At 41.4% G+C, this 24,920-nt stretch carries 21 protein-coding genes; 12 read left to right on the top strand and 9 right to left on the bottom strand.

What is annotated here, in order from left to right; all coding sequences use genetic code 11:
• The first annotated feature begins 277 nt into the window (after positions 1-277).
• The 6 genes from nagE (at position 278) to glnS (ending at position 7,907) form a co-directional block, all read left to right on the top strand.
• Positions 278-2,305, top strand: a complete 2,028-nt coding sequence (gene nagE / locus ACU696_RS17775; RefSeq protein ID WP_209101150.1) for an N-acetylglucosamine-specific PTS transporter subunit IIBC — start codon at positions 278-280, stop codon at positions 2,303-2,305.
• Positions 2,306-2,546: 241 nt separating this feature from the next.
• Positions 2,547-2,801, top strand: coding sequence for a colicin E3-like toxin immunity protein (locus ACU696_RS17770; RefSeq protein ID WP_209101153.1), 255 nt, complete (start codon positions 2,547-2,549; stop codon positions 2,799-2,801).
• A gap of 186 nt (positions 2,802-2,987) precedes the next feature.
• A complete protein-coding gene (locus tag ACU696_RS17765; RefSeq protein WP_272659368.1) occupies positions 2,988-4,241 on the top strand; it encodes a hypothetical protein in 1,254 nt (417 codons plus the stop codon).
• On the top strand, positions 4,238-5,044 hold the full coding sequence (locus ACU696_RS17760; RefSeq protein WP_226537870.1) for a sel1 repeat family protein: 807 nt from the start codon (positions 4,238-4,240) through the stop codon (positions 5,042-5,044). The genes ACU696_RS17765 and ACU696_RS17760 overlap by 4 nt, the downstream gene beginning before the upstream one ends.
• A gap of 210 nt (positions 5,045-5,254) precedes the next feature.
• Positions 5,255-6,070, top strand: a complete 816-nt coding sequence (locus tag ACU696_RS17755) for a sulfite exporter TauE/SafE family protein (protein WP_110732271.1) — start codon at positions 5,255-5,257, stop codon at positions 6,068-6,070.
• 169 nt (positions 6,071-6,239) lie between these two features.
• Positions 6,240-7,907 carry a glutamine--tRNA ligase gene (glnS, locus tag ACU696_RS17750; protein WP_004909016.1) on the top strand — a complete coding sequence of 556 codons (1,668 nt, stop codon included), beginning with the start codon at positions 6,240-6,242 and terminating at the stop codon, positions 7,905-7,907.
• Positions 7,908-8,114: 207 nt separating this feature from the next.
• Here the strand turns inward: glnS and ACU696_RS17745 are convergent, their stop codons facing one another.
• From ACU696_RS17745 to kdpF, 7 genes are all read right to left on the bottom strand, one after another.
• Complete coding sequence (locus tag ACU696_RS17745) at positions 8,115-8,510, bottom strand: DUF5329 family protein (protein ID WP_209101162.1); 396 nt, start codon at positions 8,508-8,510, stop codon at positions 8,115-8,117.
• Between the two features lie 96 nt (positions 8,511-8,606).
• On the bottom strand, positions 8,607-9,293 hold the full coding sequence (kdpE, locus tag ACU696_RS17740; protein ID WP_004909034.1) for a two-component system response regulator KdpE: 687 nt from the start codon (positions 9,291-9,293) through the stop codon (positions 8,607-8,609).
• A gap of 16 nt (positions 9,294-9,309) precedes the next feature.
• On the bottom strand, positions 9,310-11,997 hold the full coding sequence (gene kdpD, locus ACU696_RS17735; RefSeq protein WP_109912834.1) for a two-component system sensor histidine kinase KdpD: 2,688 nt from the start codon (positions 11,995-11,997) through the stop codon (positions 9,310-9,312).
• A gap of 8 nt (positions 11,998-12,005) precedes the next feature.
• Entirely contained in the window at positions 12,006-12,599 is a 594-nt protein-coding gene (gene kdpC / locus ACU696_RS17730; RefSeq protein WP_109912833.1) for a potassium-transporting ATPase subunit KdpC, read from the bottom strand.
• Between the two features lie 10 nt (positions 12,600-12,609).
• The gene (gene kdpB / locus ACU696_RS17725; protein ID WP_109912832.1) at positions 12,610-14,673 is read right to left on the bottom strand and encodes a potassium-transporting ATPase subunit KdpB; all 2,064 of its coding nucleotides are present in this window, start codon (positions 14,671-14,673) and stop codon (positions 12,610-12,612) included.
• Between the two features lie 13 nt (positions 14,674-14,686).
• The gene (gene kdpA, locus ACU696_RS17720; RefSeq protein ID WP_209101170.1) at positions 14,687-16,390 is read right to left on the bottom strand and encodes a potassium-transporting ATPase subunit KdpA; all 1,704 of its coding nucleotides are present in this window, start codon (positions 16,388-16,390) and stop codon (positions 14,687-14,689) included.
• A gap of 1 nt (position 16,391) precedes the next feature.
• Complete coding sequence (gene kdpF / locus ACU696_RS17715) at positions 16,392-16,481, bottom strand: K(+)-transporting ATPase subunit F (protein ID WP_071524535.1); 90 nt, start codon at positions 16,479-16,481, stop codon at positions 16,392-16,394.
• A 444-nt stretch (positions 16,482-16,925) separates the two neighbouring features.
• On the opposite strand from kdpF, the gene ACU696_RS17710 reads away from it, so the two are divergent.
• The gene (locus tag ACU696_RS17710; protein ID WP_004909050.1) at positions 16,926-17,132 is read left to right on the top strand and encodes a YbfA family protein; all 207 of its coding nucleotides are present in this window, start codon (positions 16,926-16,928) and stop codon (positions 17,130-17,132) included.
• A gap of 199 nt (positions 17,133-17,331) precedes the next feature.
• Complete coding sequence (locus ACU696_RS17705; protein ID WP_004909053.1) at positions 17,332-18,075, top strand: type 2 GTP cyclohydrolase I; 744 nt, start codon at positions 17,332-17,334, stop codon at positions 18,073-18,075.
• 285 nt (positions 18,076-18,360) lie between these two features.
• Here ACU696_RS17705 and ACU696_RS17700 read toward each other — a convergent pair whose 3' ends face one another.
• Positions 18,361-19,488: a multidrug effflux MFS transporter gene (locus ACU696_RS17700; protein ID WP_117162193.1), complete on the bottom strand. Its 1,128-nt coding sequence runs from the start codon at positions 19,486-19,488 to the stop codon at positions 18,361-18,363.
• 132 nt (positions 19,489-19,620) lie between these two features.
• On the opposite strand from ACU696_RS17700, the gene ACU696_RS17695 reads away from it, so the two are divergent.
• The gene (locus tag ACU696_RS17695) at positions 19,621-20,382 is read left to right on the top strand and encodes an AraC family transcriptional regulator (protein WP_117162219.1); all 762 of its coding nucleotides are present in this window, start codon (positions 19,621-19,623) and stop codon (positions 20,380-20,382) included.
• A gap of 84 nt (positions 20,383-20,466) precedes the next feature.
• Here ACU696_RS17695 and ACU696_RS17690 read toward each other — a convergent pair whose 3' ends face one another.
• Positions 20,467-21,753: a citrate synthase gene (locus tag ACU696_RS17690; RefSeq protein ID WP_004909058.1), complete on the bottom strand. Its 1,287-nt coding sequence runs from the start codon at positions 21,751-21,753 to the stop codon at positions 20,467-20,469.
• Positions 21,754-22,423: 670 nt separating this feature from the next.
• Between ACU696_RS17690 and sdhC the strand changes: the two genes are divergently transcribed.
• The 3 genes from sdhC to sdhA are packed head-to-tail and all read left to right on the top strand — an operon-like array spanning position 22,424 to position 24,918.
• Entirely contained in the window at positions 22,424-22,813 is a 390-nt protein-coding gene (sdhC, locus tag ACU696_RS17685) for a succinate dehydrogenase cytochrome b556 subunit (protein WP_004909059.1), read from the top strand.
• Complete coding sequence (gene sdhD, locus ACU696_RS17680; RefSeq protein WP_004909064.1) at positions 22,807-23,151, top strand: succinate dehydrogenase membrane anchor subunit; 345 nt, start codon at positions 22,807-22,809, stop codon at positions 23,149-23,151. Before sdhC ends, sdhD begins: the two co-directional genes overlap by 7 nt.
• Positions 23,152-24,918, top strand: coding sequence for a succinate dehydrogenase flavoprotein subunit (gene sdhA, locus ACU696_RS17675; protein WP_004909067.1), 1,767 nt, complete (start codon positions 23,152-23,154; stop codon positions 24,916-24,918).
• Positions 24,919-24,920: the final 2 nt, after the last annotated feature.

The raw sequence follows: 24,920 nt of genomic DNA, 5'->3' as shown, positions 1-24,920 counted from the left end.
AGGACATGCATTCAAGTGTGCTGAGAATATACAGGTTAATAGTACAAATAAGTTATTTTTAATCATAAAATAAGTTTTCGATAATAGCTAGTAATTTAGTCATATCAGTAACTCTTTCGTTGACATTTATCACAAATCGAACCTATTTATTTTGCATCGCGAAACAATTAATTTAGACTATGAAATTGATACTCTCAATAACCTAAATTATGATTTAGGTGTGTGAACAATAAGATCCCGTAAATGGGGCAAAAATAGGGCGATAAAGGGGGAGTTTGTGAATATTCTTAGCTACTTACAGCGGATTGGTAGGGCACTTATGGTGCCAGTTGCTGTACTACCAGCCGCAGCAATCCTGATGGGGATTGGCTATTGGATTGACCCAGATGGTTGGGGAGCCAATAGTGCAATCGCAGCGTTACTGATAAAATCGGGTGCGGCTATTATTGATAATATGTCCGTACTGTTTGCTATTGGTGTTGCTTATGGAATGTCAAAAGATAAGGACGGTGCGGCTGCGCTGACCGGTTTTGTTGGCTTTTTAGTCGTGACAACACTGTGTTCGCCAGCATCTTATTCCATGATCATGAATGTTCCGTTGGAAAGCGTTCCTGCGGCATTCGGTAAAATAAATAACCAATTCGTGGGTATCTTAGTTGGGGTATTGTCTGCTGAATTGTACAACCGCTACAGTGGCGTAGAGCTACCAAAAGCGTTGTCTTTCTTTAGCGGTCGTCGCCTCGTGCCGATTTTGACATCATTCTTAATGATCATCTTAGCCTTCATTCTGATGTATGTTTGGCCGGTGGTATATAATGGTTTGGTTTCTTTCGGTGAAAGCATTAAAGATTTAGGTTCTGTGGGAGCGGGTATTTATGCCTTCTTCAACCGTTTATTAATTCCTGTTGGTCTACACCACGCACTTAACTCTGTGTTCTGGTTTGACGTTGCTGGGATCAATGATATTCCGAACTTCTTAGGCGGCGCTAAGTCAATTGATGCCGGCTTGGCAACGGTAGGTATCACTGGTCGCTATCAAGCAGGCTTCTTCCCAATCATGATGTTTGGTTTACCTGGTGCGGCATTAGCGATTTACCACTGTGCTCGCCCGGAAAACAAAGCCAAAGTGGCTGGTATTATGATTGCTGGTGCGTTTGCGGCATTCTTCACCGGTATCACTGAACCACTTGAATTCTCATTCATGTTCGTGGCGCCAATTCTGTACGTAGTCCACGCATTGTTAACGGGTATTTCGGTTTATATCGCAGCAACAATGGAATGGATTTCAGGGTTCGGTTTCAGCGCAGGTTTAGTCGATATGTTATTGCAATCACGTAACCCATTAGCCGTTCAGTGGTATATGTTGATTGTTCAAGGCTTAGTCTTCTTTTGCATTTACTATGTCATTTTCCGTTTCATGATCCGTAAATTCAACCTGTTAACACCAGGCCGTGAAGAGAGCGCAGGTGATGAAACGATTGATGGTTATGACGAAAGCATTAGCCCTGCCGATAACAGTGACAGCGATATTCAAAAAGAAGCTCGCCAATATGTTGCAGCGGTTGGTGGTAGTGATAACATCGTCAGTATTGATGCTTGTATTACACGTTTACGTTTAGGCGTTAAAGATTCAGCAGTTGTTAACGATGCGATGACTAAACGTTTAGGCGCTTCAGGTGTTATCCGCTTAAGCAAACAAAATGTGCAAGTGATTGTCGGTACACGTGCTGAATTGGTCGCAAAAGCAATGACTGAAGTAATTGCAAAAGGCCCTATTGCCGGTTCTGCACCAGTTGCAGCAGCAGAAGAGAAAAAAGCCGCAGAGCCTGCGAAAACAAAAGGTAATGTGATTTTATCTCTGGTTGCGCCAGTCAGTGGTCAAGTGTTCTCCCTTGACGATGTGCCAGATGAAGCGTTTTCTAGCCGCATTGTGGGCGATGGTATTGCCATCAAACCAACAAGCAGCGAAGTGTTAGCGCCGGCGTCAGGTACGGTGGTGAAAATTTTCGAAACTAACCACGCATTCTGCCTTGAAACAGAAAACGGTGTTGAACTCATTGTTCATATGGGGATCGATACGGTTGCACTGAAAGGCGAAGGTTGCGCACGTTTAGTGGAAGAAGGTGCTGAAGTAACCGCTGGCACACCAATCCTGAACTTAGACCTCGCGTTCCTTGAAGCCAATGCTAAATCAATGATTAGCCCTGTTATCATCAGCAATATCGATGATTTTGCTGGCGTCGAAATTTTAGTTGAAGGTGACGTGAAAGCAGGTGAAACTGTTATTTATAATGTTCTGAAATAATTCAGTTTAATATTATAAGTGAGTAAGAGGGTGGCTTAGGCCACCCTCTTTTTTTATGCAGCTTAAATAAGAAAAAGATAATCATATAGGGCATAACAAATAATGATAATCAGTATCAATTGAGTCCAGTGTATAAAGAAAATATAATTAATTGTTAGCTTTGTGGAGAGGCTGAAATACGAGAGTAATTAAAATAAAAGCGCCTAAAAGCAATATAACAAAGTATCTATAAGGAGAAAAAATGGGATTAAAAATTCATCTGGTTTGGTTTGATAAACAAACAGAAGAATATGTTGGTGAAGAGTATTCTCTTGACTTAGGGGATGATGGTAGCATTATAGAAAAAACTATTAACCCTGAAGAAAACATTATTAATAATGGTTGTTTTGATGTGCTTTCTGATTGGGCCTCTAATCTTCAAAAGCATATAAAACATAAATTTAAATTTAATAAATATAATTATCAATTTTCATTCGATTATCGAGAAGAATGGTAATTATTTATATTTATAAATTATTAGTAAATCATTTAATTTGCTTTTTTTTATGCAGGTTAATATTTACCCATAAAAATGGGGGTTATATAAAATAATTGGTAAATAATTTATTTATTTAAAATAAAGGTAAAAATCTGTAGAAATATTAGGGATTTATTCAAAGTAATAACATAAGGAATATGTATTATGACAGAGTCAATAAAGCACCTACAGATCCATAAACTAGAAGATATGAATATTCATAGAAACTTAGGCGCAGGTCATGACCCGATGCAGATAGGGCCACCCAGCATAACCATTCATGTGGCGCCTAAAGGTAGTCCAATTTACAATCAGTTAGGAGAAGACACGGGGAATACATCACAATGGGGACATACCTATATTAGTATTCGAGGCATTAATCCTGTGACACATAATTATGAACAAATTAGCATGGGACTTAGTCCAGGAGAAGATTGGGGGTCATCAAAAGATAATTTGTCTTTTAATGATCATGTTCGTTATAAAAGTGCTTCCACATTGACGATAACATCAAATAATCAACAGTTTTTTAGTCATTTCAATAATCTATATACGGCTATGCATGATTATAAAACAGGAAAAACGCAGCCTCCGAATTATAATCCATTTAGTTTAACTGGGGAAAAAACGTGTGGTAAATTTGTTCAGTCAGAGCTAGAAAAAGCAGGCATGCAAGGTATTAATATCCCCTTTTGGCCTGATGATGCTTATGAGAATTTAGACAATTTGGCTGATGATTACGAAACACCATTAGTAATTGATTTAGATGGTAATAGTGTACAAACTTTAGTAGATAGTTTTGGCGTTGAATTCGATTTTAAAGGAAATGCAATTAAGTCGCGAACAGGCTGGGTACACCCAGATGATGGATTACTGGTGTGGGATAAAAATAAAGATGGCATGATTAATTCAGGTAACGAATTGTTTGGTAACAATAGCCTACAGATTAGTAATACACGACTGAAAGATGGCTTTTCTGCTTTATCTGAATTGGACAGTAATACTGATAGAATTATTAATTCAAGTGATAAGTTTTGGTTGGAGTTAAAAGTCTGGCAAGATAAAAATTCGGATGGTATTAGTCAATTCCATGAATTAACAAATTTAAGTAATATGGGCATTAACGCAATTGAGTTGAATGCAAATGAGCTCAATTTTTATGATGAGAATGGTAATTTCCATAAATTAATGGCTAAGGTAAGTTGGGATAATAATAAGCAAACTGAAGTCGTTGATGTATTATTTCACCAGCGAGCGAATACGATTAATTTACAACAAAATTTTAATCAATTTATTGATAATATGGTTGGTTTTTCATTCCCCTCAAATGATGACTGTATCTTTTTAATTGCAGACACCATAACAAGCTATCCTCATGCAACTTCACTCTTTACCAATGATTTAGGAAAAATCTCGTGAGGTTGCTTTCATGGTCTATCGTTATAGGAGCGTTCATTATCGGGACTCCAACTTGGGGAGGGAATACAAATCCTCCTTTAATTCCAACTGTAAGAGATCGTCTATATACCATTGGGTATAATGAAACAGAACTACGTTATGACCCAGACCTACCTAAAAAAGTTTCTTATCCTGCAAACCAACAGCAAGTGCTTGAGTTATATCATCGGGCATTAAAAAATAATAATGAAGATGATAATTATGCCTTATTTTCTTTTTTCAGAATTGGTTGCACCGATTTTAAGCATTTACATAATGTGAAAGCTGCAAAAGAAGAGTGTGCACTGGCAAATTTCTTTTTGAAGAGAGTATTAAAAATTAATTCTAACAATGGGTTAGCTCTGTTATTTACAGGGGTAAACTATCAGCATGGTAATGGGGGGGAAGTAAATATGCCAGAAGCAATTTCATATTATGAACGAGCTTACCACCTTCATGGTAATAAGGTAATTGTAGCAGGAAAAAATCTTTCGACGATTTATTTACATGGACTCGGCGGGATCCCTCAGGACTTTAATAAAGCTAAATACTATTTAGAAATGGCCGCAAGAGATAACCCAAAGGGGCAAGATGCATATTACCTCAAGAATTTTGATACATATGTTGATTTACTTAAAATATCAAATGAAGGTGATAAATGTAAGCAACAAAACCCTAATAACCGTATCTGGGTAAAAGAATGTAATGATAAAGTAGAAAAGAAAATAGAAGCGTACTTAAAAAAACATAGAGGAAATCAGAAAGAGAAAGATGCGATTGGTTAATTTACCAAAATTTTATTTTATGACTAGTATGAAAGGTAGTTATGAATAATACGTTAAAAATAGAGTGTAAAAACACTCTATTTTTCGTATTAAAAAATTGCATTTATTAATAACATTGGCGAAATCTCAAACAAGGTTGTCAAATCTGCATAAGCAAGGGGCTTTTTTCATCGATAAGATATTTTCTCAATGACTGATGAGGAATTTTCTGTGGAACTGCTTCTGTGCTTATTTGGCTTTATTTCGGGGATCACCACCGCACTATTTGGTTTTGGTGGCGGCTTTATCACCGTTCCACTGTTATATGCGCTAATTACCTTAGTATGGGGGCCACAAAGCGATGCAGGAACTGTGGCGATGCAAATCGCGGTGGCAACATCCACTTGCGTGATGATTTTTTCATCAACATTATCAAGTCGCGCTCATTATTTAAAAGGAAATCTCAGCTGGCCAATTATAAAGCCATTTATTATCCCTATTTCAGTGGGGGGGATATTTGGGGCGATTGTGGCGTTATCGGTAGATAATGCATTAATTCGTTGGATATTTATTGGCTATCTCATCATCACTATTTTAGATTGTTTTATTCGTCCCGGTTTTATGAAGACAGAATCTACGGGGATACAACTCTCTCGTGGTGGTATTTTTGCAGATACTCCGATTGGTGTGGTGATTGGCGCGGTAGCGGCATTTTTAGGTGTTGGTGGCAGTGTGATGACTGTTCCATTAATGCGGCGCCGTGGTGCCAGTATGATCCAAGCCGCTGCCTTTGCGAATCCATTGACATTACCAATGGCGATCACGGGTACATTAACCTATTTTTATTTCGCTATTGATAAACACATTGACCTCGGATCGGGCTTTCTGGGGATGATCTATATCAAAGGGGCATTAATTTTAATTGTGACATCGTGGCTAGGGATACGTTTTGCTTCTTTATTAATGCCTTACCTTAGCGATAAACGTCATGCCCAAAGTTATCCACTACTGTTACTCGTGGTTTTAGCTGTTATGTTACTGGTTTAAAATCGCGTATTTCGGTAGGCAAAAATGAGGTTTTTGTCCTAAATTCCTTCTGATCATCGCTTTTGCCGCACTTGGCGCAATCAAACGGTTGTTTCCTGATTGATTATGGTAGAATATATTTAGTTACTACACGCTTTTAGCGCGCTTTTGGCATTGAGGAATGATGACAATGAATGAGGCAGATGCTCGCCCAACAAATTTTATCCGTCAGATCATAGATGAAGATCTGGCGACCGGAAAACACACGTCAGTGCATACGCGTTTTCCACCTGAACCGAATGGTTATTTACATATTGGTCATGCGAAATCAATCTGCTTGAATTTTGGCATTGCCAAGGATTATCAAGGCCAATGTAATTTGCGTTTTGATGATACAAACCCTGTAAAAGAAGATGTCGAATACGTTAACTCGATTCAAGAAGATGTTAAATGGCTTGGTTTTGAGTGGAGCGGTAATGTTCGCTATTCCTCTGACTACTTTGATACCTTGTATCAATATGCAATTGAGCTGATCAAAAAAGGCTTAGCCTATGTTGACGAGCTCAGCCCAGATCAAATTCGCGAATATCGTGGAACATTGAAAGAGCCGGGTAAAAATAGCCCATACCGTGAGCGCCTTATTGAAGATAACTTAGCATTATTCGAAAAAATGCGTGCGGGTGGCTTCGAAGAAGGAAAAGCGTGTTTACGTGCGAAAATCGATATGGCATCCCCATTTATGGTGATGCGCGACCCGGTTTTATATCGCATTAAATTTGCGGAACATCACCAATCTGGCAATAAATGGTGCATTTACCCAATGTATGACTTCACGCATTGTATTTCTGATGCATTAGAAGGTATTACACACTCTTTATGTACCTTAGAATTCCAAGACAACCGTCGTTTATATGATTGGGTATTAGACAATATCACCATTGATTGCCATCCACGTCAGTACGAGTTTTCTCGTCTGAATTTGGAATACACGGTGATGTCTAAGCGTAAATTAAACCAATTAGTCACTGAAAAACACGTGCATGGTTGGGATGACCCTCGTATGTTAACCATATCAGGCTTACGCCGTCGTGGTTATACTGCAGCCTCTATCCGTGAATTTTGCCAACGTATTGGTGTGACAAAACAAGACAACAACGTTGAAATGGCCTCTTTAGAGTCTTGTATTCGTGATGATCTGAATGAGTCAGCACCACGTGCTATGGCGGTTATTGACCCAGTTCGTGTGGTGATTGAAAACATGCCAGCGGGTGAAGAGATTTTAACAGCGCCAAACCATCCAAATAAACCGGAGATGGGAACGCGCCAAGTGCCATTTAGCAATGAAATTTATATCGACCGTGCAGATTTCCGTGAGGAAGCGAACCGCCAATATAAGCGTTTAGTATTAGGCAAAGAAGTTCGTTTGCGTAATGCATACATTATTAAAGCAGAGCGTGTTGAAAAAGACGCAGATGGTAACATCACAACCATCTACTGTACTTATGATGCAGGCACATTAAATAAAGACCCAGCAGATGGCCGTAAAGTGAAAGGCGTTATTCATTGGGTAAGTGTCGCTCACGCATTACCTGCAGAAATTCGTCTGTATGACCGTTTATTCACTGTGCCAAACCCAGGTGCAGAAGACGATTTCTTATCGGTTATCAATCCAGATTCACTGGTTATTCGTCAAGGTTTTGTTGAGCCGAGCCTGAAAAATGCCGTGGCAGAAAAAGCGTATCAGTTTGAACGCGAAGGCTATTTCTGTGCGGATAACAAGTTAAGTAGTGCAGAACATTTAGTCTTTAACCGGACTGTGGGGTTGCGTGATACTTGGGCGAAACTCGAAAATTCTTAATTTGATGTCCCCGTCATACTTTGCACCACAGGGGTGTTGGCTTCATTAAGTTACCCGAGTCACATACTTATGTATGCTCACGGGATAACTTAATTTGCCGCCTACCTGTGGTACAAATTATTTAGGGGCCAGATCGAGTATTAGCACAAAAAACGCTGACAAATAAATGTCAGCGTTTTTTATAGTAATCTACAAAGCCTACAGAACCTACTCGTGTTTGTTATCCACTTTTTCTTTTAATAATTCATGCAGATATTCATTCGCGGAAGTCACATTACCTTGAGCATCTTTGACTTGGTACTCTTCGCCAGTAATGGACGATTTTGAAGCTACGTTATCAATAAATTGTTCTACAGTTTTGAGACGTTTTTCTGTTTTACGCAGTTTTAATCGCAAATGAGATTCTGCGTCAGCGGCAGAATATTCAGTGCCATTACGTGTAAAAGTAAGGTTTTGTTGTTTACCAAGCTCAGCTAATAATGATTCAGTACGCATTTTTTCTTCAGGGCTTAACGCAAGGGCTTGAGTAGTCACAAAAACACTTAAAAAAAGGACTAAAGCAGATGAAAAACGGTTTGATAGTTGGGCTGTGAGTGATTGCACGAATTTCTCTCCATAGAAAAAAGGTGAGTAAATTATAAGCAGTCTTTTAATTTAAACTATCGGTAAGATTCCTAGAATTCAATAAATGGTCATCTGTTAAGGCATAAACCGATAACCAATTCCTGTTTCGGTTAATAAGTGAATAGGGCGTGCTGGGTCATTTTCTAATTTTTGCCGTAGATGGCCCATGTAGATGCGTAAGTAATGATTATGTTCCACATAATTAGGCCCCCAGACTTGCAGTAATAAGTGCCTCTGAGTTAATACTTTACCGCTGTTAGCCACGAGTTCACTGAGTAAACGAAATTCAATCGGGGTTAGATGAAGTTCTTCATTTTGTTTGGTCACGACACGATTAATAAAGTCGATGGTAATATCCCCAAACTGGCATTTTGAGTTTTCTTGAGTGGCTTTGCCGAAGCGCCGTAAAGCCACTCTAACTCGAGCCAGTAACTCACTAATTCCGAAGGGTTTTGTGAGGTAATCATCAGCACCTGCATCCAATGCTGCCACTTTTTGTGATTCTTCTTCACGAGCGGATAAAACAATAATCGGAATACTACTCCACTGACGTAGATCACGAATTAAATCAAGCCCATCACCATCGGGTAAGCCAAGGTCTAAAATTAACAAATCAGGTTGTCGCGTACCGGATTCAATGAGGCCGCGTTGGTAATTTTCCGCCTCAAATACCTTCCAGCCTTCACCTTCCAGCGCTAAACGAACAAAGCGGCGGATTTCTTTTTCATCTTCAACAACCAGAATTTGATGGCTAGTACTCACAATATTGTTAATCCTTTTATGTTTCTACTTCGATATCAGGTAGTTGCTTTAAAGGTAAGACAAAATGGAAACTCGCTCCACCTTTATTATTATTTTGCGCCCAAATTTCGCCTTCATGTAACTGAATAATAGCACGACAAATGGCGAGCCCTAAGCCAACTCCTGGAATTGCGGACTCTTTTTGCGCCCGAGAAAATTTATCAAAAATGGTTTTTTCTTGTCCGTTTGGAATCGCATTGCTGGCATCCCATATTTCAATATGAATTTTTTGCCCTTCAACTGTAGCTCGAATACCAATCGGGGTATCGTCATGACTGTATTTTACGGCATTTTCTAATAGGTTGATTAGCACCCGTTCAATCAAGTTAGCATCACAATAAAGTAGTAAGTCTGCTGGAATATCAATTTCTAAAGGATGGCTGTGTAAGGTGTAATCTAAGGTTCTAACAGCACTACTGGTAATTTCTTGCAGTGATTCCCACGCTAAATTGGGCTGAATACTGCCAGATTGTAAGCGAGCCATATCCAGTAAATTATTCACCAAGCGCGAAGTGCTAAGTACTTGCTGGCGCATTTGGTTCACTTGTTCTGTTAGTGGTGATTTTTCCGCAGACAAATTCAACATTAAGATTTCGGTTTGGCCGAATAAAACGGTGAGCGGTGTTTTTAGGTCATGAGACAGTGCGGCAAGTAAGGAGTTTCTTAGTTGTTCTCGTTCAATATCTAATTTGGCTGATTCAGCTTGTTTTGTCAGCTGCAGACGTGCAAGAGCACTCGCAATCAGTCCTGTAAAGGTTTGCAGCATGCGTTGCTGTTCTGGGATCAATAACTGGCGCATGTTTCTTGGTTCAATGGCAAGAACGGCAAGGGTTTGATCGGCAGTGATGATAGGTTGCAATTGATAGGGAACGCTTGGTAGTGTATCCGTACCAGCACCGGCGGGTTGCCGCTTATCAAAACACCATTTAGCAATGGCTTTATCAATCAGCATTTCACTGTGGCCTTCACATTTTAATGGTGATAACTGGTCGTTTTCATCGGGGAGCAGTAAGCAGCTTTTGGCTTGAAATGCATTATTAAGGAAATGGTACCCAGTTCTCCCAATATCATCAGTCGTGATAGCTTGTCCTAATTCTTTTGTCATTTCATATAGGTGACGTGTTCGCTGCTCTCGATACCGAGCGATACGAGCTTGGTAGCGCATACCTGCAGTTAAATTCCCCACAACAACCCCCACAATTAGCATCACTGTAAACGTGACTAAATATTGCATATCCATGATAGCAAGGGAGAAATGGGGTTGAACAAAGAACAGGTCAAAACTGATCACGTTGACCAGAGCGGCGAAGACAGAGGGGCGTCGGCCATAAAATAATGCGATTAACACGACACCTAATAGATAGAGTGTCACGAGGTTGGCTTTATCGAGGGCCAATAAAAAGGTGCGCGAAAATAAGGTGATAGCAGCACACATCACAATAGCCATTAAATAGCCATTCATATCCGATCGCCATTTTTCAGAGAACGGCTTTCTTTCTGGTTCTTTGTCCCACTCACTTTTCTCTTCAAGTGCGACGATCACTAAATCCAGATCAGGGCCGAGCTTACCAAGACGATCGGCAAAACCGGGACGTAAATTGAGCTTAAACCATTTGTTTACTTTATTACGCCGACCAATCAATATCTTCCCTAAATTATGTTCTCGGGCATAACGTAATATCGCTTTTTCTTCCGAAGGGTCGGATAAAGTTGCTGTTTCTGCACCTAAGTCTTGAGCAAGACGCAACGCTTTTAAGATAGCTCTACGCTGGGTTTCAGGTAGCTGATGAAGTGAGGGAGTTTCAACATAAACAGCATGCCAGACACTACCGAATTTTGCAGCAAGTCGTGCGGCAGTACGGACTAATTTTTCATTTCCGGTATTATGGCCAATGCATAGCAAGAGCCCATCGCGAGTGTGCCATACGGGGGCTTGGCCTTTACCATCACGAAATTCACGCATCTGGTCATCAACCCGGTCAGCAGTACGCCGAAGAGCCAGCTCACGCAGTGCAATTAAGTTTCCTTTGCGGAAAAAATGCTCAATAGCGCGTTCGGCTTGCCCCGGTATATACACTTTGCCTTCTTTAAGGCGTTGTCGTAGGTCGTCAGGAGGAAGATCAACTAATACCACCTCATCAGCTGCATCAAAAATATGATCTGGAACTGTTTCACGTACGCGAATACCTGTAATACTTCCCACGATGTCATTCAGGCTTTCAATGTGTTGAACGTTGATGGTTGTCAGTACGTCAATTCCGGCATCAAGGAGTTCTTCGACATCTTGCCAACGTTTAGGGTGGCGGCTGCCATGGGGGTTACTAAATGCTAATTCATCCATTAAAATTATGGCTGGATGCCTAGCAATTGCTGCGTCAATATCGAAACCATTTAGGCGGCGACCGTGATGAGTTATGCGCCTAGGTGGCAACAGAGAAAGGCCGTCAAGTAGCGCGGCCGTTTCTTCTCTTTCATGGGTTTCTACTACGCCAATCAGCACATCTAGCCCTTGAGCTCTGAGTCTCTGTGCTTCTTGCAGCATGGCATACGTTTTTCCAACACCAGCACAGGCACCGAAAAAAATCTTTAATTTGCCACGCCCAATTTCATTGGCTTTGACCAAGAGTTCATCAGGGTTAGGGCGAATAGGTTCTTGATTGTCCATCACAGCCCCTAGTGAGTTTGACTGTTTATTTGTTGTTGATATTCATCAAGTGCTAAGTTCAGTTTTAGCACATTAATGACGGGTTCACCTAAAAAGGGCAACAATGCCTGTTCAGTATGCGTTTCTATCAATGATTTTACTGTATCTAATGGAATTTGCCTGCTTTTTGCAATACGTGGAGCTTGGTATAACGCTGCATCAATAGAAATATTGGGGTCTAAGCCACTGGCGGAAGACGTGAGTAAATCTACTGGGATGGCATTACCTGCATCGGGGTTCTCTGCGCGCAGTTGTTCGCTACGCTCTGCCATCGTTTGTTGTAATAATGGGTTACTGACAGCCAAATTACTTCCACCAGAAGCTAAGGTATTGTAGGGGATATCGACAGTTGCTGAGGGGCGACCGTGAAAATAGCGAATATTACCCACATTTTGCCCGATTAAGGCAGAACCAACAATGCGCTCATCTTGTGTGAGTAAAGAACCGTGAGCCTGCCATGGAAAAAAAATATTAGCGAGGCCAGTCACCATTAATGGGTAAGCAATACCTGTAAAAATGGTGAGTATAAATAACATAATCATCGACGAACGGATCATATTCATAATCAATTCCTTATATTCCAAAGAGACTAATAAGCAGATCAATCAGTTTGATCCCAACAAATGGCACAATTAACCCGCCTAAGCCATATATGCCTAAATTACGTTGCAATAATGATTGAGAGCTCATTGGGCGATAGTTGACCCCTTTAATGGCGAGGGGGATCAAGAAGATAATAATCAATGCGTTGAAGATAACGGCAGAAAGGATAGCGGATGCGGGTGAATGTAATTGCATAATATTTAACGCATTTAACTGTGGCCATGTTACGGCAAAAGCGGCAGGGATAATGGCAAAATATTTAGCAATATCATTAGCAATACTGAAGGTGGTTAATGAGCCACGGGTCATTAGCATTTGTTTACCAATATGCACCACTTCAATCAGTTTGGTTGGGTTGGAGTCTAAATCCACCATGTTACCGGCTTCTTTTGCGGCTTGGGTACCTGAGTTCATTGCGACTGCGACATCCGCTTGCGCGAGTGCTGGCGCATCGTTGGTGCCGTCACCGGTCATAGCAACTAAGCGACCCTCAGATTGATATTGGCGGATCAACGCTAGTTTGGCTTCTGGTGTCGCTTCTGCAAGAAAATCATCGACGCCTGCTTCGGCTGCAATTGCGGCTGCTGTTAAATGGTTATCTCCGGTGATCATCACCGTTTTGATGCCCATACTACGCATTTGGGCGAAGCGTTCTTTCATGCCCCCTTTGACGATATCTTTTAATGCTACGACACCTAAAACCGTTTTATTATCAACCACCACAAGTGGCGTTCCGCCTAAATGGGCCACTTTTTCGACCAGTTGATCCGCTTCGACAGGAAATTTACTGTGATTGGCTTCGATATAACGGCGGATGGCATCCGCAGAGCCCTTGCGGATCATTCGCTCGCCAATATTGACACCACTCATACGTGTCATTGCGGAGAAAGGAACAAAAGTTGCATTCAGGGCATGAATATCTCTTTCACGTAAATTAAATTTTTGTTTTGCCAAGACCACAATACTGCGTCCTTCTGGGGTTTCATCCGCTAAAGACGATAGTTGTGCGGCATCCGCCAGTTGCTGCTCTGTAATACCTGTTAGCGGTAAAAATTCAGAGGCTTGGCGGTTTCCCAGTGTAATGGTCCCCGTTTTATCAAGTAATAGAACGTCGACATCACCTGCTGCCTCTACAGCACGGCCGCTGGTGGCAATTACATTTGCTCCTAGCATGCGGCTCATCCCTGCCACACCAATAGATGAAAGTAAGCCACCGATGGTTGTTGGAATTAAGCACACTAATAACGCTATTAACACTAAAATAGAAACGGCACTGCCTGCGCCTGCATGCTCTGCGGCAAAAACGGTGAATGGGTACAAGGTGGCACAAACTAACACAAAGATAATAGTCAGTGCAGTTAATAAAATAGTGAGCGCGATTTCATTGGGGGTTTTACGGCGTTGTGCGCCTTCAACCATGGAAATCATTCTATCTAAGAAGGTTTCACCGGGATTGACGGTACACTCGACTATCAGCCAATCGGAAAGTACGCGAGTTCCGCCTGTCACTGAAGAGAAATCACCACCAGATTCGCGGATCACGGGAGCGGATTCCCCCGTGATGGCACTTTCATCCACGGAAGCACCACCTTCGATGACTTCGCCATCGCAAGGAATGGTTTCTCCGGCACGGATCAACACAATATCGCCTTTACGTAACTGATCTGAACTCACGATATCTTGGTTCGCCTCCAATGAGGCAGACGCTAGCCGCGTTGCGCTACTTTGTTGCTTTACGCCTTTTAAGCTTTGAGCTTGTGCTTTACTTCGCCCTTCAGCAAGCGCTTCTGCAAAGTTGGCAAAAATAACCGTGAACCACAGCCAAAGGGTGATCATTCCGCTGAACCAAGCACTGCCTTGTGTGTAACCCGTTACCATCGCTAACCAGAGTAACGTGGTGATAATACTGCCAATAAAAACTACAAACATGACTGGGTTACGCCATTGTGCTTGTGGTGTACATTTTTTGATAGATTCAATAATGGATTGTTTAATTAATTGATTATTGAATAATTTAGTTTGTTTGTTTTTCATTTTTTTTTCCTCATTATCCGGCAAAACCAATGTGTAATTGCTCAGCGATAGGGCCTAATGCAAGAGCGGGTACAAAGGTCAGTGCGCCAATGAGAAGTACGGTGAAAACCAGTAAGCCAATAAATAATGGGCCAGTTGTCGGCAATGTGGCATGGCTTTTGGCTTGGGGTTTCTTATTGGCCATGGAACCTGCGATAGCCAAGACAGGAAGAATGACACCAAAGCGGCCTATAAACATCGTAATGGCAAGTAGCACATTGTAAAACGGAGTGTTAGCGCTGAGCCCAGCAAAAGCGCTACCGTTATTATTAGCCGCAGAAGAAAAGGCGTATAACACTTCACTAAACCCATGCGCTCCAGAGTTTAAAATTCCTGCACGGCCCGCTTCGGTTATTAATGAAAGAGTGGTACCAAGTAGCACTAAGGTTGGGGTGACTAAAATCGCCAGTGCCACCATTTTCATTTCTCGAACTTCGATTTTTTTACCGAGGTATTCAGGCGTACGACCAATCATAAGTCCAGCAAGGAAGACAGCGAGTAGCACAAACAGCAACATACCGTATAAGCCGGAACCAACGCCACCAAAGACCACTTCACCAATTTGCATTAACCACATCGGTACCATTCCGCCCATTGCGGTAAAGGAGTCATGCATGGCGTTAACTGCTCCGCAAGATGCGGCAGTGGTAACGACAGCAAACAAAGCGGAACCAACAATCCCAAAGCGGCTCTCTTTTCCTTCCATATTGGCAGAGCTAGTGGCATGTAGTTCGGTTAAAAATGGGTTTCCCACATATTCAGCCTTAACCACAACGATGGCGGCAACCACAAAAATGATCCCCATAACCCAGAGTAAAGTATGGCCTTGTTTGTTGTTACCAACTGCACGACCAAAAGCAAAGCAAAGTGCAGTAGGGATCAGGAAAATAGCAAACATTTGCACAAAATTACTCAGTGCGGTTGGGTTTTCAAAAGGATGTGATGAGTTAGCGCCAAAGAAGCCGCCACCATTGGTGCCGAGCAATTTTATCGCTTCTTGGGAAGCTACTGGCCCCATCGGCAATAGTTGTTCACTGTTATCTAAAGGGTGAATAAGTAAATAACTGGAATAATTTTGAATAACCCCTTGGCTGACAAAAAATAATGCAAAAATAATCGCTAAAGGAAAGAGTAAATACACCGTAATTCGGTAAATATCTAACCACGCATTACCGACAGTTTTACTACCATGGTGTGAAAAAGCGCGAATAATTGCGAAAGCAACGGCAATACCTGTTGCCGCGGAAAGGAAGTTTTGTACCGTCAACCCGGCCATTTGGCTCAAATAACTTAATGTATTTTCGCCGCTATAAGCTTGCCAGTTAGTATTAGTAATGAAACTAACGGCGGTATTAAAGGCTAAATCCCAGCTCATCCCTTCAAAGTGTTGAGGGTTAAGGGGCAAACGGCCTTGGCAGATTAAGATAACGAATAATAAAATAAAACCTAAAAGATTAAATAATACAATCGCTAAGGCATATTGTTTCCAATTCATCTCAGCCATGTCTCTTCCTGGCTGTTTGACTCCGGTTAAACGCCAAAGTAAGGACTCACTGCTTGCTAACCGATGAGGTATATCATTGTCGATTAACCGAGCAATAGCATTGCCTAAAGGCTTTGCTAAGATGAATAAGAACAGTAAAAAACTACCTAAAAATAGCAATGTGGTGGTAGTCATATCAGAAATCCTCCGCGTTAAGCAGGGCATAAATCAGATACGTCAGCAGTAAAACAACGAGAACTGCCCCAATAATGGAAAGTAATGACACAGTATTTTCTCCTTATTATTTCCATGTGATAAGGCTAAAGAGTTCGCTGTAAAGAAGCTGATAAAAAGCACGGGTAGGGTGTAAAAAAAGTATAAAAATGGCTGTTTATTTAGCAAAAATAGAGAGCTTAATAGAGAAAGCGGCGTACGGCCTTGTTTGTTAAATTATTGTGATTTAAATGTATAATTAAAACATTGATTGGTTAAAAAATGTAATAAAAATACGGAATGAGCAGATTTTTTAGAAAAATTTACAGATTAAGTGGTCAGATGAGTAGTTTTATTACACAATTTGCGATATCCTATCTACAGTCAATATATTTCATATTATCTGTCCGGTTTTAGTCGCTCTTTACTACTGTGTTAATGGGAAATGTGTGTTAATGGGGAATGATAGAGCAAAGCTGGAATCGACAAATAAAGTGGCAACTGAAGGAGGATACCGATGTCCACATATCGCGAATATTCCCGTAATCAGGTACTTGCACGCCGCACTGCTGCTGTAACAGCTGGCATTATTGCGTTTCCGGTTATGGTTTTTTATCCAAAAAGAGCAAAGTTTTATAGTCATTTACATAAGGTTTGGGCAAAAACCAGTGATAAACCTGTTTGGCTAGAACGTTCAGAAACAACCCTAGAAGGCCATCGTTAATTTAGTGCTTAATGGTGAGTAATAACCCCTGCAATATTGAATTGTGGGGGTTTTGTTTTTAATCCCGCCTATTTTTATTCTATATACTTCAAATAACACAGAAGAAAATCATGTTTCCGTTTATGCTTATTGATTATCAGTCAATTACGTTCAAACTGGTGGATAAACCGTTTAGCTGTGCAGTAAAAAGGACAACATAATGCATAACTTAAGATTAGAAGAAATCATTAATGACGAATTGAAAGTTAGTGAGTTCCAAGATTTTGCACCGAATGGATTGCAAGTTGAAGGGCGACCACATGTACATAAAATCATCACCGGTGTGACAGCTTGCCAAGCATTATTGGATGTTGCCGTTGAAAAGAAAGCCGATGCCATCATTGTTCATCATGGCTATTTTTGGAAAAATGAGCCCGCCATTATCAAAGGAATGAAGAGAAATCGCTTAAAAACATTATTAGCGAATGATATCAACCTGTATGGTTATCACCTTCCATTAGATGCACATCATCAATTAGGTAATAATACCCAGCTTGCCTATATTATGGGGGTGCAGGTAAATGGCCAAATCGACCCATTAATGCCATTTGGTTTTTTTGATCAACCGATTACTCCTTCAGAATTAACGTCTCGTTTAGAAACTCGCCTTGGTCGTAAAGTCCTACATTGTGGTGATAATGCAAAAGAAGAAATTCGTCAAATCGCATGGTGTACAGGGGGAGGGCAAGGCTTCATCCTACAAGCGGCTGAATTTGGTGTTGATGCCTTTGTAACAGGTGAAGTTTCGGAACAAACCATTCATATAGCAAGGGAAATGGGGATCCATTTCTACAGTGCAGGGCATCACGCAACGGAACGTTATGGGATTAAAGCGCTGACTAAGTGGCTTGTAGATGAACATGGGTTAGATGCGGAGTTTATCGATATCGATAACCCTGCCTAAATTCTCGCCATATTTCGAACTGTGGCTGTGTTGGCTTCACTCGGCTACTTGGGTCACATACTTTTGTATGCTCCCCAAGATACCCTTATTCGCCGCCTAGCCACAACTCGAACTATTTAGAGAATTAAATTTTTGCCGCCTTTTACATCAAAGCGTTGTTGGCTGCATTCACGAACCCTAGTCACATACTTATATATGCTCCTAGGGCTTCACTCTTTTGCCGCCTAGCGGTGATTCGAAATACTTAGAATATTTATAATCTATTGAAAATAAAAATAAAAATAGCTATTGGGTTCGGTATTTTAACGATGCGAAAACCAATACTGCACTTGAAATAGTTAACACTAAACCTAAGTGCTGGCTCCAACCTGCAACCATCAAACCAATGGCGAGCCCGATGTAGTAAAATAACCCTAAAATGGCGCCGGCGGTGCCTTTTTGTTCACCATAACGGTTTAATGCATGGGCAAGTATGTTCGGGATCGCAATTCCATAACCAATAACAATGCCAATAACGGGTAAAACAAACCAAATTGAATCCATTAGCACAAAAACTAAACAACCACTCACCAATGAAATGAGGCTGGCAAGCTTAACAAGTTGTTCAGATGTGTGTTTTTTAGCCAATAAATAGCGATTTGATATCGAACCTAAACCGACTCCAAGTGCTAATAAAATCCCAGTTAATCCAAACTGTTGTTGAGTGAGCATTAATTGTTCAAAACTGAATGGTGCCAGCTGATAATAGCTAAATAAATTAATGTTGAAAAATGCTATCAAGATCACATTTCTAACAATTTCTTTATCTGCGATCATGCGTAAAAATGTCTTAATAAATGAGATATGAGTCACGGTTTTAGGCTTAGTCTCGGGTAAACGACAGATTGACCAGAGAAAAAGCACCACAGCTAAAATCGCTAAGCCGATAAAAACGGTTTGATAACCACCAAAATTAACGAGTCCAGCACCAGATAACATCCCTAAAGCAGGGCTGATAGCCAAAGCAACGCCCATAATAGAAAAAACTTTGGCTAATTCATGGCCTTGGTAGCTATCGCGCATGGCGGTTTGTGTACCAATTGAACCTACGGCAGCGCCAAAGGCTGACAACATTCTCATTAGTAATAATAAATAAAAATGTGTGACAAATAACGCGCCAATAGACGCAATACCATATATCAATAAACCCGCCAGAATAGTCGGGCGGCGCCCTAAGGTGTCACACATGCGGCCCCAAAACACCACGCCTAATGCAAAAGCAAAGAAATAAAGCGATAGCGTTTGTGAAGCTTGTTCCGCATTTACTGAGAAAGCACTAGCGATATCAGTGAGTGCGGGGCTGTATATGGTCTCCACAATTTGTGGAAACATCATCAAGGCAACAGCAAGCCATAATGAAAGAGGGTGTTTCATACTTTTTTTCCTGCCAATCTACTAAAAATAAAGGGTCTAATTAGATACAACGATTCAATGGCAGGCAGTTTAGTGTTATTTTTATTGTCTTATTACAATAATAAAGACTATAAATATCAAAAAAGAGACATTATGGCTTGGCTAAATCAAACAGATGAATTTCAAACTCACTGGTACCGCTCGCCAGTATTGGGAATTGCAGCAAAAATGGGGCAGCATGACTCTGGCTTTCATAAACATGAAATGGGACAACTTCTTTTTACACAACAAGGATGTATACGAATTTCACTGGAAAATCGTTTGTCTTTACTTCCTCCGGGAAGGGTGGCTTGGATCCCACCATTTGTTCTTCATCGGGCTCAAATGCGGGCATCAGTGGGTTACCGTTCGGTTTATTTAGCGCAAGAATACGCTGACAGAATAGGGAATGAAGTGATGATATTAAGCATTTCATCCTTATTGAGAGAAGTACTTGAACGTATTGCGATTGCGCCATTTGATAGTGATTGGCAACAAGGGAATTTAGCTAATTTATTGCCCGTATTTATCGATGAGTTACAAAGTGCAACTTTAGAGCCAACACTGCTACCATTACCGCAAGATAGGCGTTTTAAAGGGGTTGATATCGAACAATTACCTCCAAATTTAAACCAATTAGCACAAACTGTTGGGGCGAGTGAGAAGACGATTACCCGGATTTTTTTTAAAGAAACAGGAATGAATTATCAAGCATGGCGTCAACAATGGCGTTACATTAAAGCGATTGAATTACTCGCACAAGAAAAACCCTATCACTATATTACTCAAGAACTTGGTCTAACAAGCGATAGCGCATTTATTAGTTTTTTCCGTAAAATGAGTGGGATGACACCAAGGGAATATCAACAACAGTAAGTTAAACAACTTCGGTAAACAAAAATGAAAAAAGCCCCGAAAATTCGAGGCCTTAGCATGTGTAGGGGTAGATTTAATTAAATATTATTTTTTTGCTAATTCTGAGTTGAATTCACGTTTATCATAACCCGTGTACAACTGACGAGGGCGAGCAATTTTCAAGCCGTCATCGTGCATTTCATTCCAATGTGCAATCCAGCCAATAGTACGTGCAATGGCAAAAATAACAGTAAACATTGAAGAAGGAATACCCATTGCTTTCAAGATGATACCTGAATAGAAGTCAACGTTCGGGTACAGTTTTTTCTCAATGAAGTACGGGTCGTTTAATGCGATACGTTCCAGCTCCATTGCGACTTCTAGCAAACTGTCATTCAGGCCAAGTTCGTTTAGAACTTCATGGCAAGTTTCACGCATTACTGTTGCACGTGGGTCATGGTTTTTATAAACACGGTGGCCGAAGCCCATTAAGCGGAAAGAGTCATTTTTGTCTTTAGCGCGCTCGATAAATGCTGGGATGTGCTCGACGGTTTGGATTTCTTCCAACATACGCAAGCAAGCTTCGTTAGCACCACCATGAGCAGGCCCCCACAGTGATGCAATACCCGCTGCGATACAAGCAAATGGGTTTGCACCAGATGAACCCGCAGTACGAACTGTAGATGTTGAGGCGTTTTGCTCGTGGTCAGCGTGCAGAATCAAAATACGATCCATTGCGCGCTCTAAAACAGGATTAACCGTGTATTCTTCACAGGGTGTAGAGAACATCATGTGCAAGAAATTACCCGCGTATGACAGGTCATTACGTGGATAAACAAAAGGTTGGCCAATTGAATATTTGTAACACATCGCTGCAACTGTTGGCATTTTTGACAGCAGGCGATAAGCCGTAATTTCACGGTGACGTGGGTTGTTAACATCCAACGCATCGTGATAGAACGCGGCTAATGCCCCCGTAACACCACATAAAACGGCCATCGGGTGTGAGTCACGGCGGAAACCATTAAGCATGCGTGTAATTTGCTCATGGATCATTGTATGGCGAGTCACCGTATTTTTAAATACGTCATATTGTTCTTGAGTCGGTGCTTCACCGTATAGCAGGATATAACAAACTTCGAGATAAGAGGCTTCAGTGGCGAGTTGATCGATAGGGAAACCACGGTGCAACAGAATGCCTTGATCACCATCGATATAGGTGATTTTTGATTCACAGGATGCAGTAGAAGTAAAACCAGGGTCGTAGGTAAAGAACCCTTTAGAACCTAAAGTTCGGACATCGATAACGTCTTGACCAATCGTTGGGCTTAAAATATCTAGGTCAATATCACCCTTACTACCAGTCGTTAGCTTAGCTTTGTTATCAGCCATTACGGTCTCCTTAGCGCTTGATAATCGACACCCAACAACCCAGAAGCTCAGCGTTATACTGTGTCTTCGTGCATTGTTCTACCGGTATGCTTTGGAAATCAGCTCGCTATCACATAAAACCTGAAATCTGAGACCGACGACAATGTAATTAGGTTGTTTATGAGTGTGTAGATGTTATGTTCTTTTTGTTGTTTTCCCTACAATATCATTATTTGTGGTAAGAGGAACAACTTTCATAACTTTTGTTATTAATACCCATCATAGTTCAAATTGAAGAGTATTTAACATTGCAACATTCACGTTTTTTCTTTTCCGATGAAGGGTAAACAGCACCGTTAAGATAATTCTGCCAGACCTATATGTAAGATAAATGTTGAATCATTGTCAAATAAGATAAGCACATTTATACAAAATGTTTAAATCGTGATCCTTCTCACTGTTCGGGCTAAATGTCTCCAAACATTTTGTGTGGGAATTGTAATGGCATTGTGAAGACTTTATACTAGCGGCAGGTCTCCGGATTACCCTGTAGTAGGAGTTCCCAGCGTGATCAGTATGCAACTTTATTTAAACATGATGGATTAGAGTTTGTGTTAAGTTGCATTTTGTACCCCTGTCGCTGTCTGATTTCCACCCCAGGTCCGGAGGATGGAAAATAATAAAGAGCTGTGTGGGCAAAATTGTGAAAAAACAAAGACCTGTCAACCTTGATTTGCAGACGATTCACTTCCCGATCACTGCAATATCTTCGATCTTGCACCGTGTCTCTGGCGTCATTACTCTCATCGCAGTTGGTATTCTGCTTTGGTTGTTAGGGACATCTCTCTCCTCTCCAGAAGGTTTTCAATACGCGTCTGAAATAATGACTGGCTTTTTTGCTAAGTTCATTCTTTGGGGCATCTTGACTGCTTTGGCTTACCACATCTGTGGTGGTATTCGTCATATGCTAATGGATTTCGGTTGTGTTGATGAAACGCTTGCTGCTGGTAACTCATCTGCAAAAATTACATTTGTCATTACCGTGATTTTAGCAATTCTGGCGGGGATTTTAGTATGGTAAGTAATGCTTCAGCTTTAGGCCGTACTGGTATCCAGGACTGGCTATTAATCCGTGGTTCTGCGATTGTCATCGCACTCTACGTACTCTACATTGTTGGTTTTGTTGCTATTAACGACATTACCTATGAAGTCTGGCGTGGCTTTTTCGCCTCTTCTGTGACGAAAGTATTCACAATCCTCACCTTGTTCTCGATTCTTGTCCATGCGTGGATTGGCATGTGGCAAGTGCTGACTGACTACGTTAAACCTTTAGCAATTCGTTTAGTATTGCAGCTGGCTATCGTTGTAGGTCTGTTGGCTTATTTAATTTACGGAACAATTGTTGTGTGGGGTGCATAAATGAATCTGCCAATCAGAGAGTTTGACGCTATCGTTATCGGTGCGGGTGGCGCAGGTATGCGTGCCGCATTACAAATTTCACAGATGGGCCTATCTTGCGCACTTCTGTCAAAAGTCTTCCCAACCCGTTCTCATACTGTATCAGCACAAGGCGGTATTACTGTTGCTTTAGGTAATACTCATCCTGATAACTGGGAATGGCACATGTACGATACCGTGAAAGGTTCCGACTACATCGGTGACCAAGATGCGATTGAATATATGTGTAAAACAGGGCCAGAGGCTATCCTCGAATTAGAGCATATGGGGTTGCCATTCTCTCGTCTTGATGACGGAAGTATTTATCAACGTCCATTTGGTGGTCAGTCTAAAAACTTCGGTGGTGAGCAAGCTGCACGTACTGCGGCTGCGGCTGACCGTACTGGCCACGCACTGTTACATACTTTGTATCAGCAGAACTTAAAAAACCACACAACCATTTTTTCTGAATGGTATGCCCTTGATTTAGTTAAAAACCAAGATGGTGATATCGTAGGTTGTACTGCAATTTGTATGGAAACAGGTGAGCTGGTTTATTTCAAAGCGAAAGCCACTATTTTAGCAACCGGTGGTGCTGGTCGTATTTACCAATCAACTACTAACGCACACATCAATACGGGTGATGGCGTAGGGATGGCTGCTCGCGCAGGTGTTCCACTACAAGATATGGAAATGTGGCAATTCCACCCAACAGGTATCGCAGGTGCAGGTGTTCTCGTCACTGAAGGCTGCCGTGGTGAAGGTGGTTATCTGTTGAACAAAGACGGTGAACGCTTCATGGAGCGCTATGCGCCGAACGCAAAAGACCTTGCGGGTCGTGATGTTGTCGCACGTTCTATTATGATTGAAATCCGTGAAGGTCGTGGTTGTGATGGTCCATGGGGCCCACATGCCAAACTGAAACTGGATCACTTAGGAAAAGAAGTTCTGGAATCACGTTTACCGGGTATTCTTGAGTTATCTCGCACCTTTGCTCACGTTGACCCAATCAAAGAGCCAATTCCAGTTATTCCTACTTGTCACTACATGATGGGCGGTATTCCGACTAAAGTCACTGGTCAAGCTATTCGTTATAACGAAAACGGCGAAGATGAAGTTATTCCGGGTCTGTTTGCTGTCGGTGAAATTGCCTGTGTATCTGTACATGGCGCTAACCGTTTAGGCGGTAACTCACTTCTCGACTTAGTCGTATTTGGTCGTTCAGCGGGTCTGCATTTGAAAGAGTCCATCATGGAACAAGGTTCAATGCGTGATGCGTCTGAATCTGATATCGATGCAGCGATGACTCGCTTTAACCGTTGGGAAGGTGCTCGTACTGGCGAAGACCCAACTGAAATCCGTAAAGCACTGCAAACTTGTATGCAGCATAACTTCTCGGTATTCCGTGAAGGTGATGCGATGGCGAAAGGCTTAGAAGAGCTGAAAGTGATTCGTGAACGTCTACAAAATGCGCGTCTTGATGATACCTCGACTGAATTTAATACTCAGCGTATCGAATGTTTAGAACTGGATAACCTGATGGAAACGGCTTATGCAACTGCTCAAGCTGCAAACTTCCGTACAGAAAGTCGTGGTGCGCATAGCCGCTTTGACTACCCAGAGCGAGACGATGCGAATTGGTTATGTCACTCATTATATTTACCGCAATCTGAAACGATGACGCGTCGTGAAGTCAACATGCAGCCAAAACTGCGTGAAGCCTTCCCACCGAAAATTCGTACCTACTAATG

The organism is Providencia sp. PROV_01, from assembly GCF_053098325.1.
The sequence above is the reverse complement of the archived record's forward strand: the minus strand, read 5'-3'. Positions and strand labels throughout refer to the sequence as shown.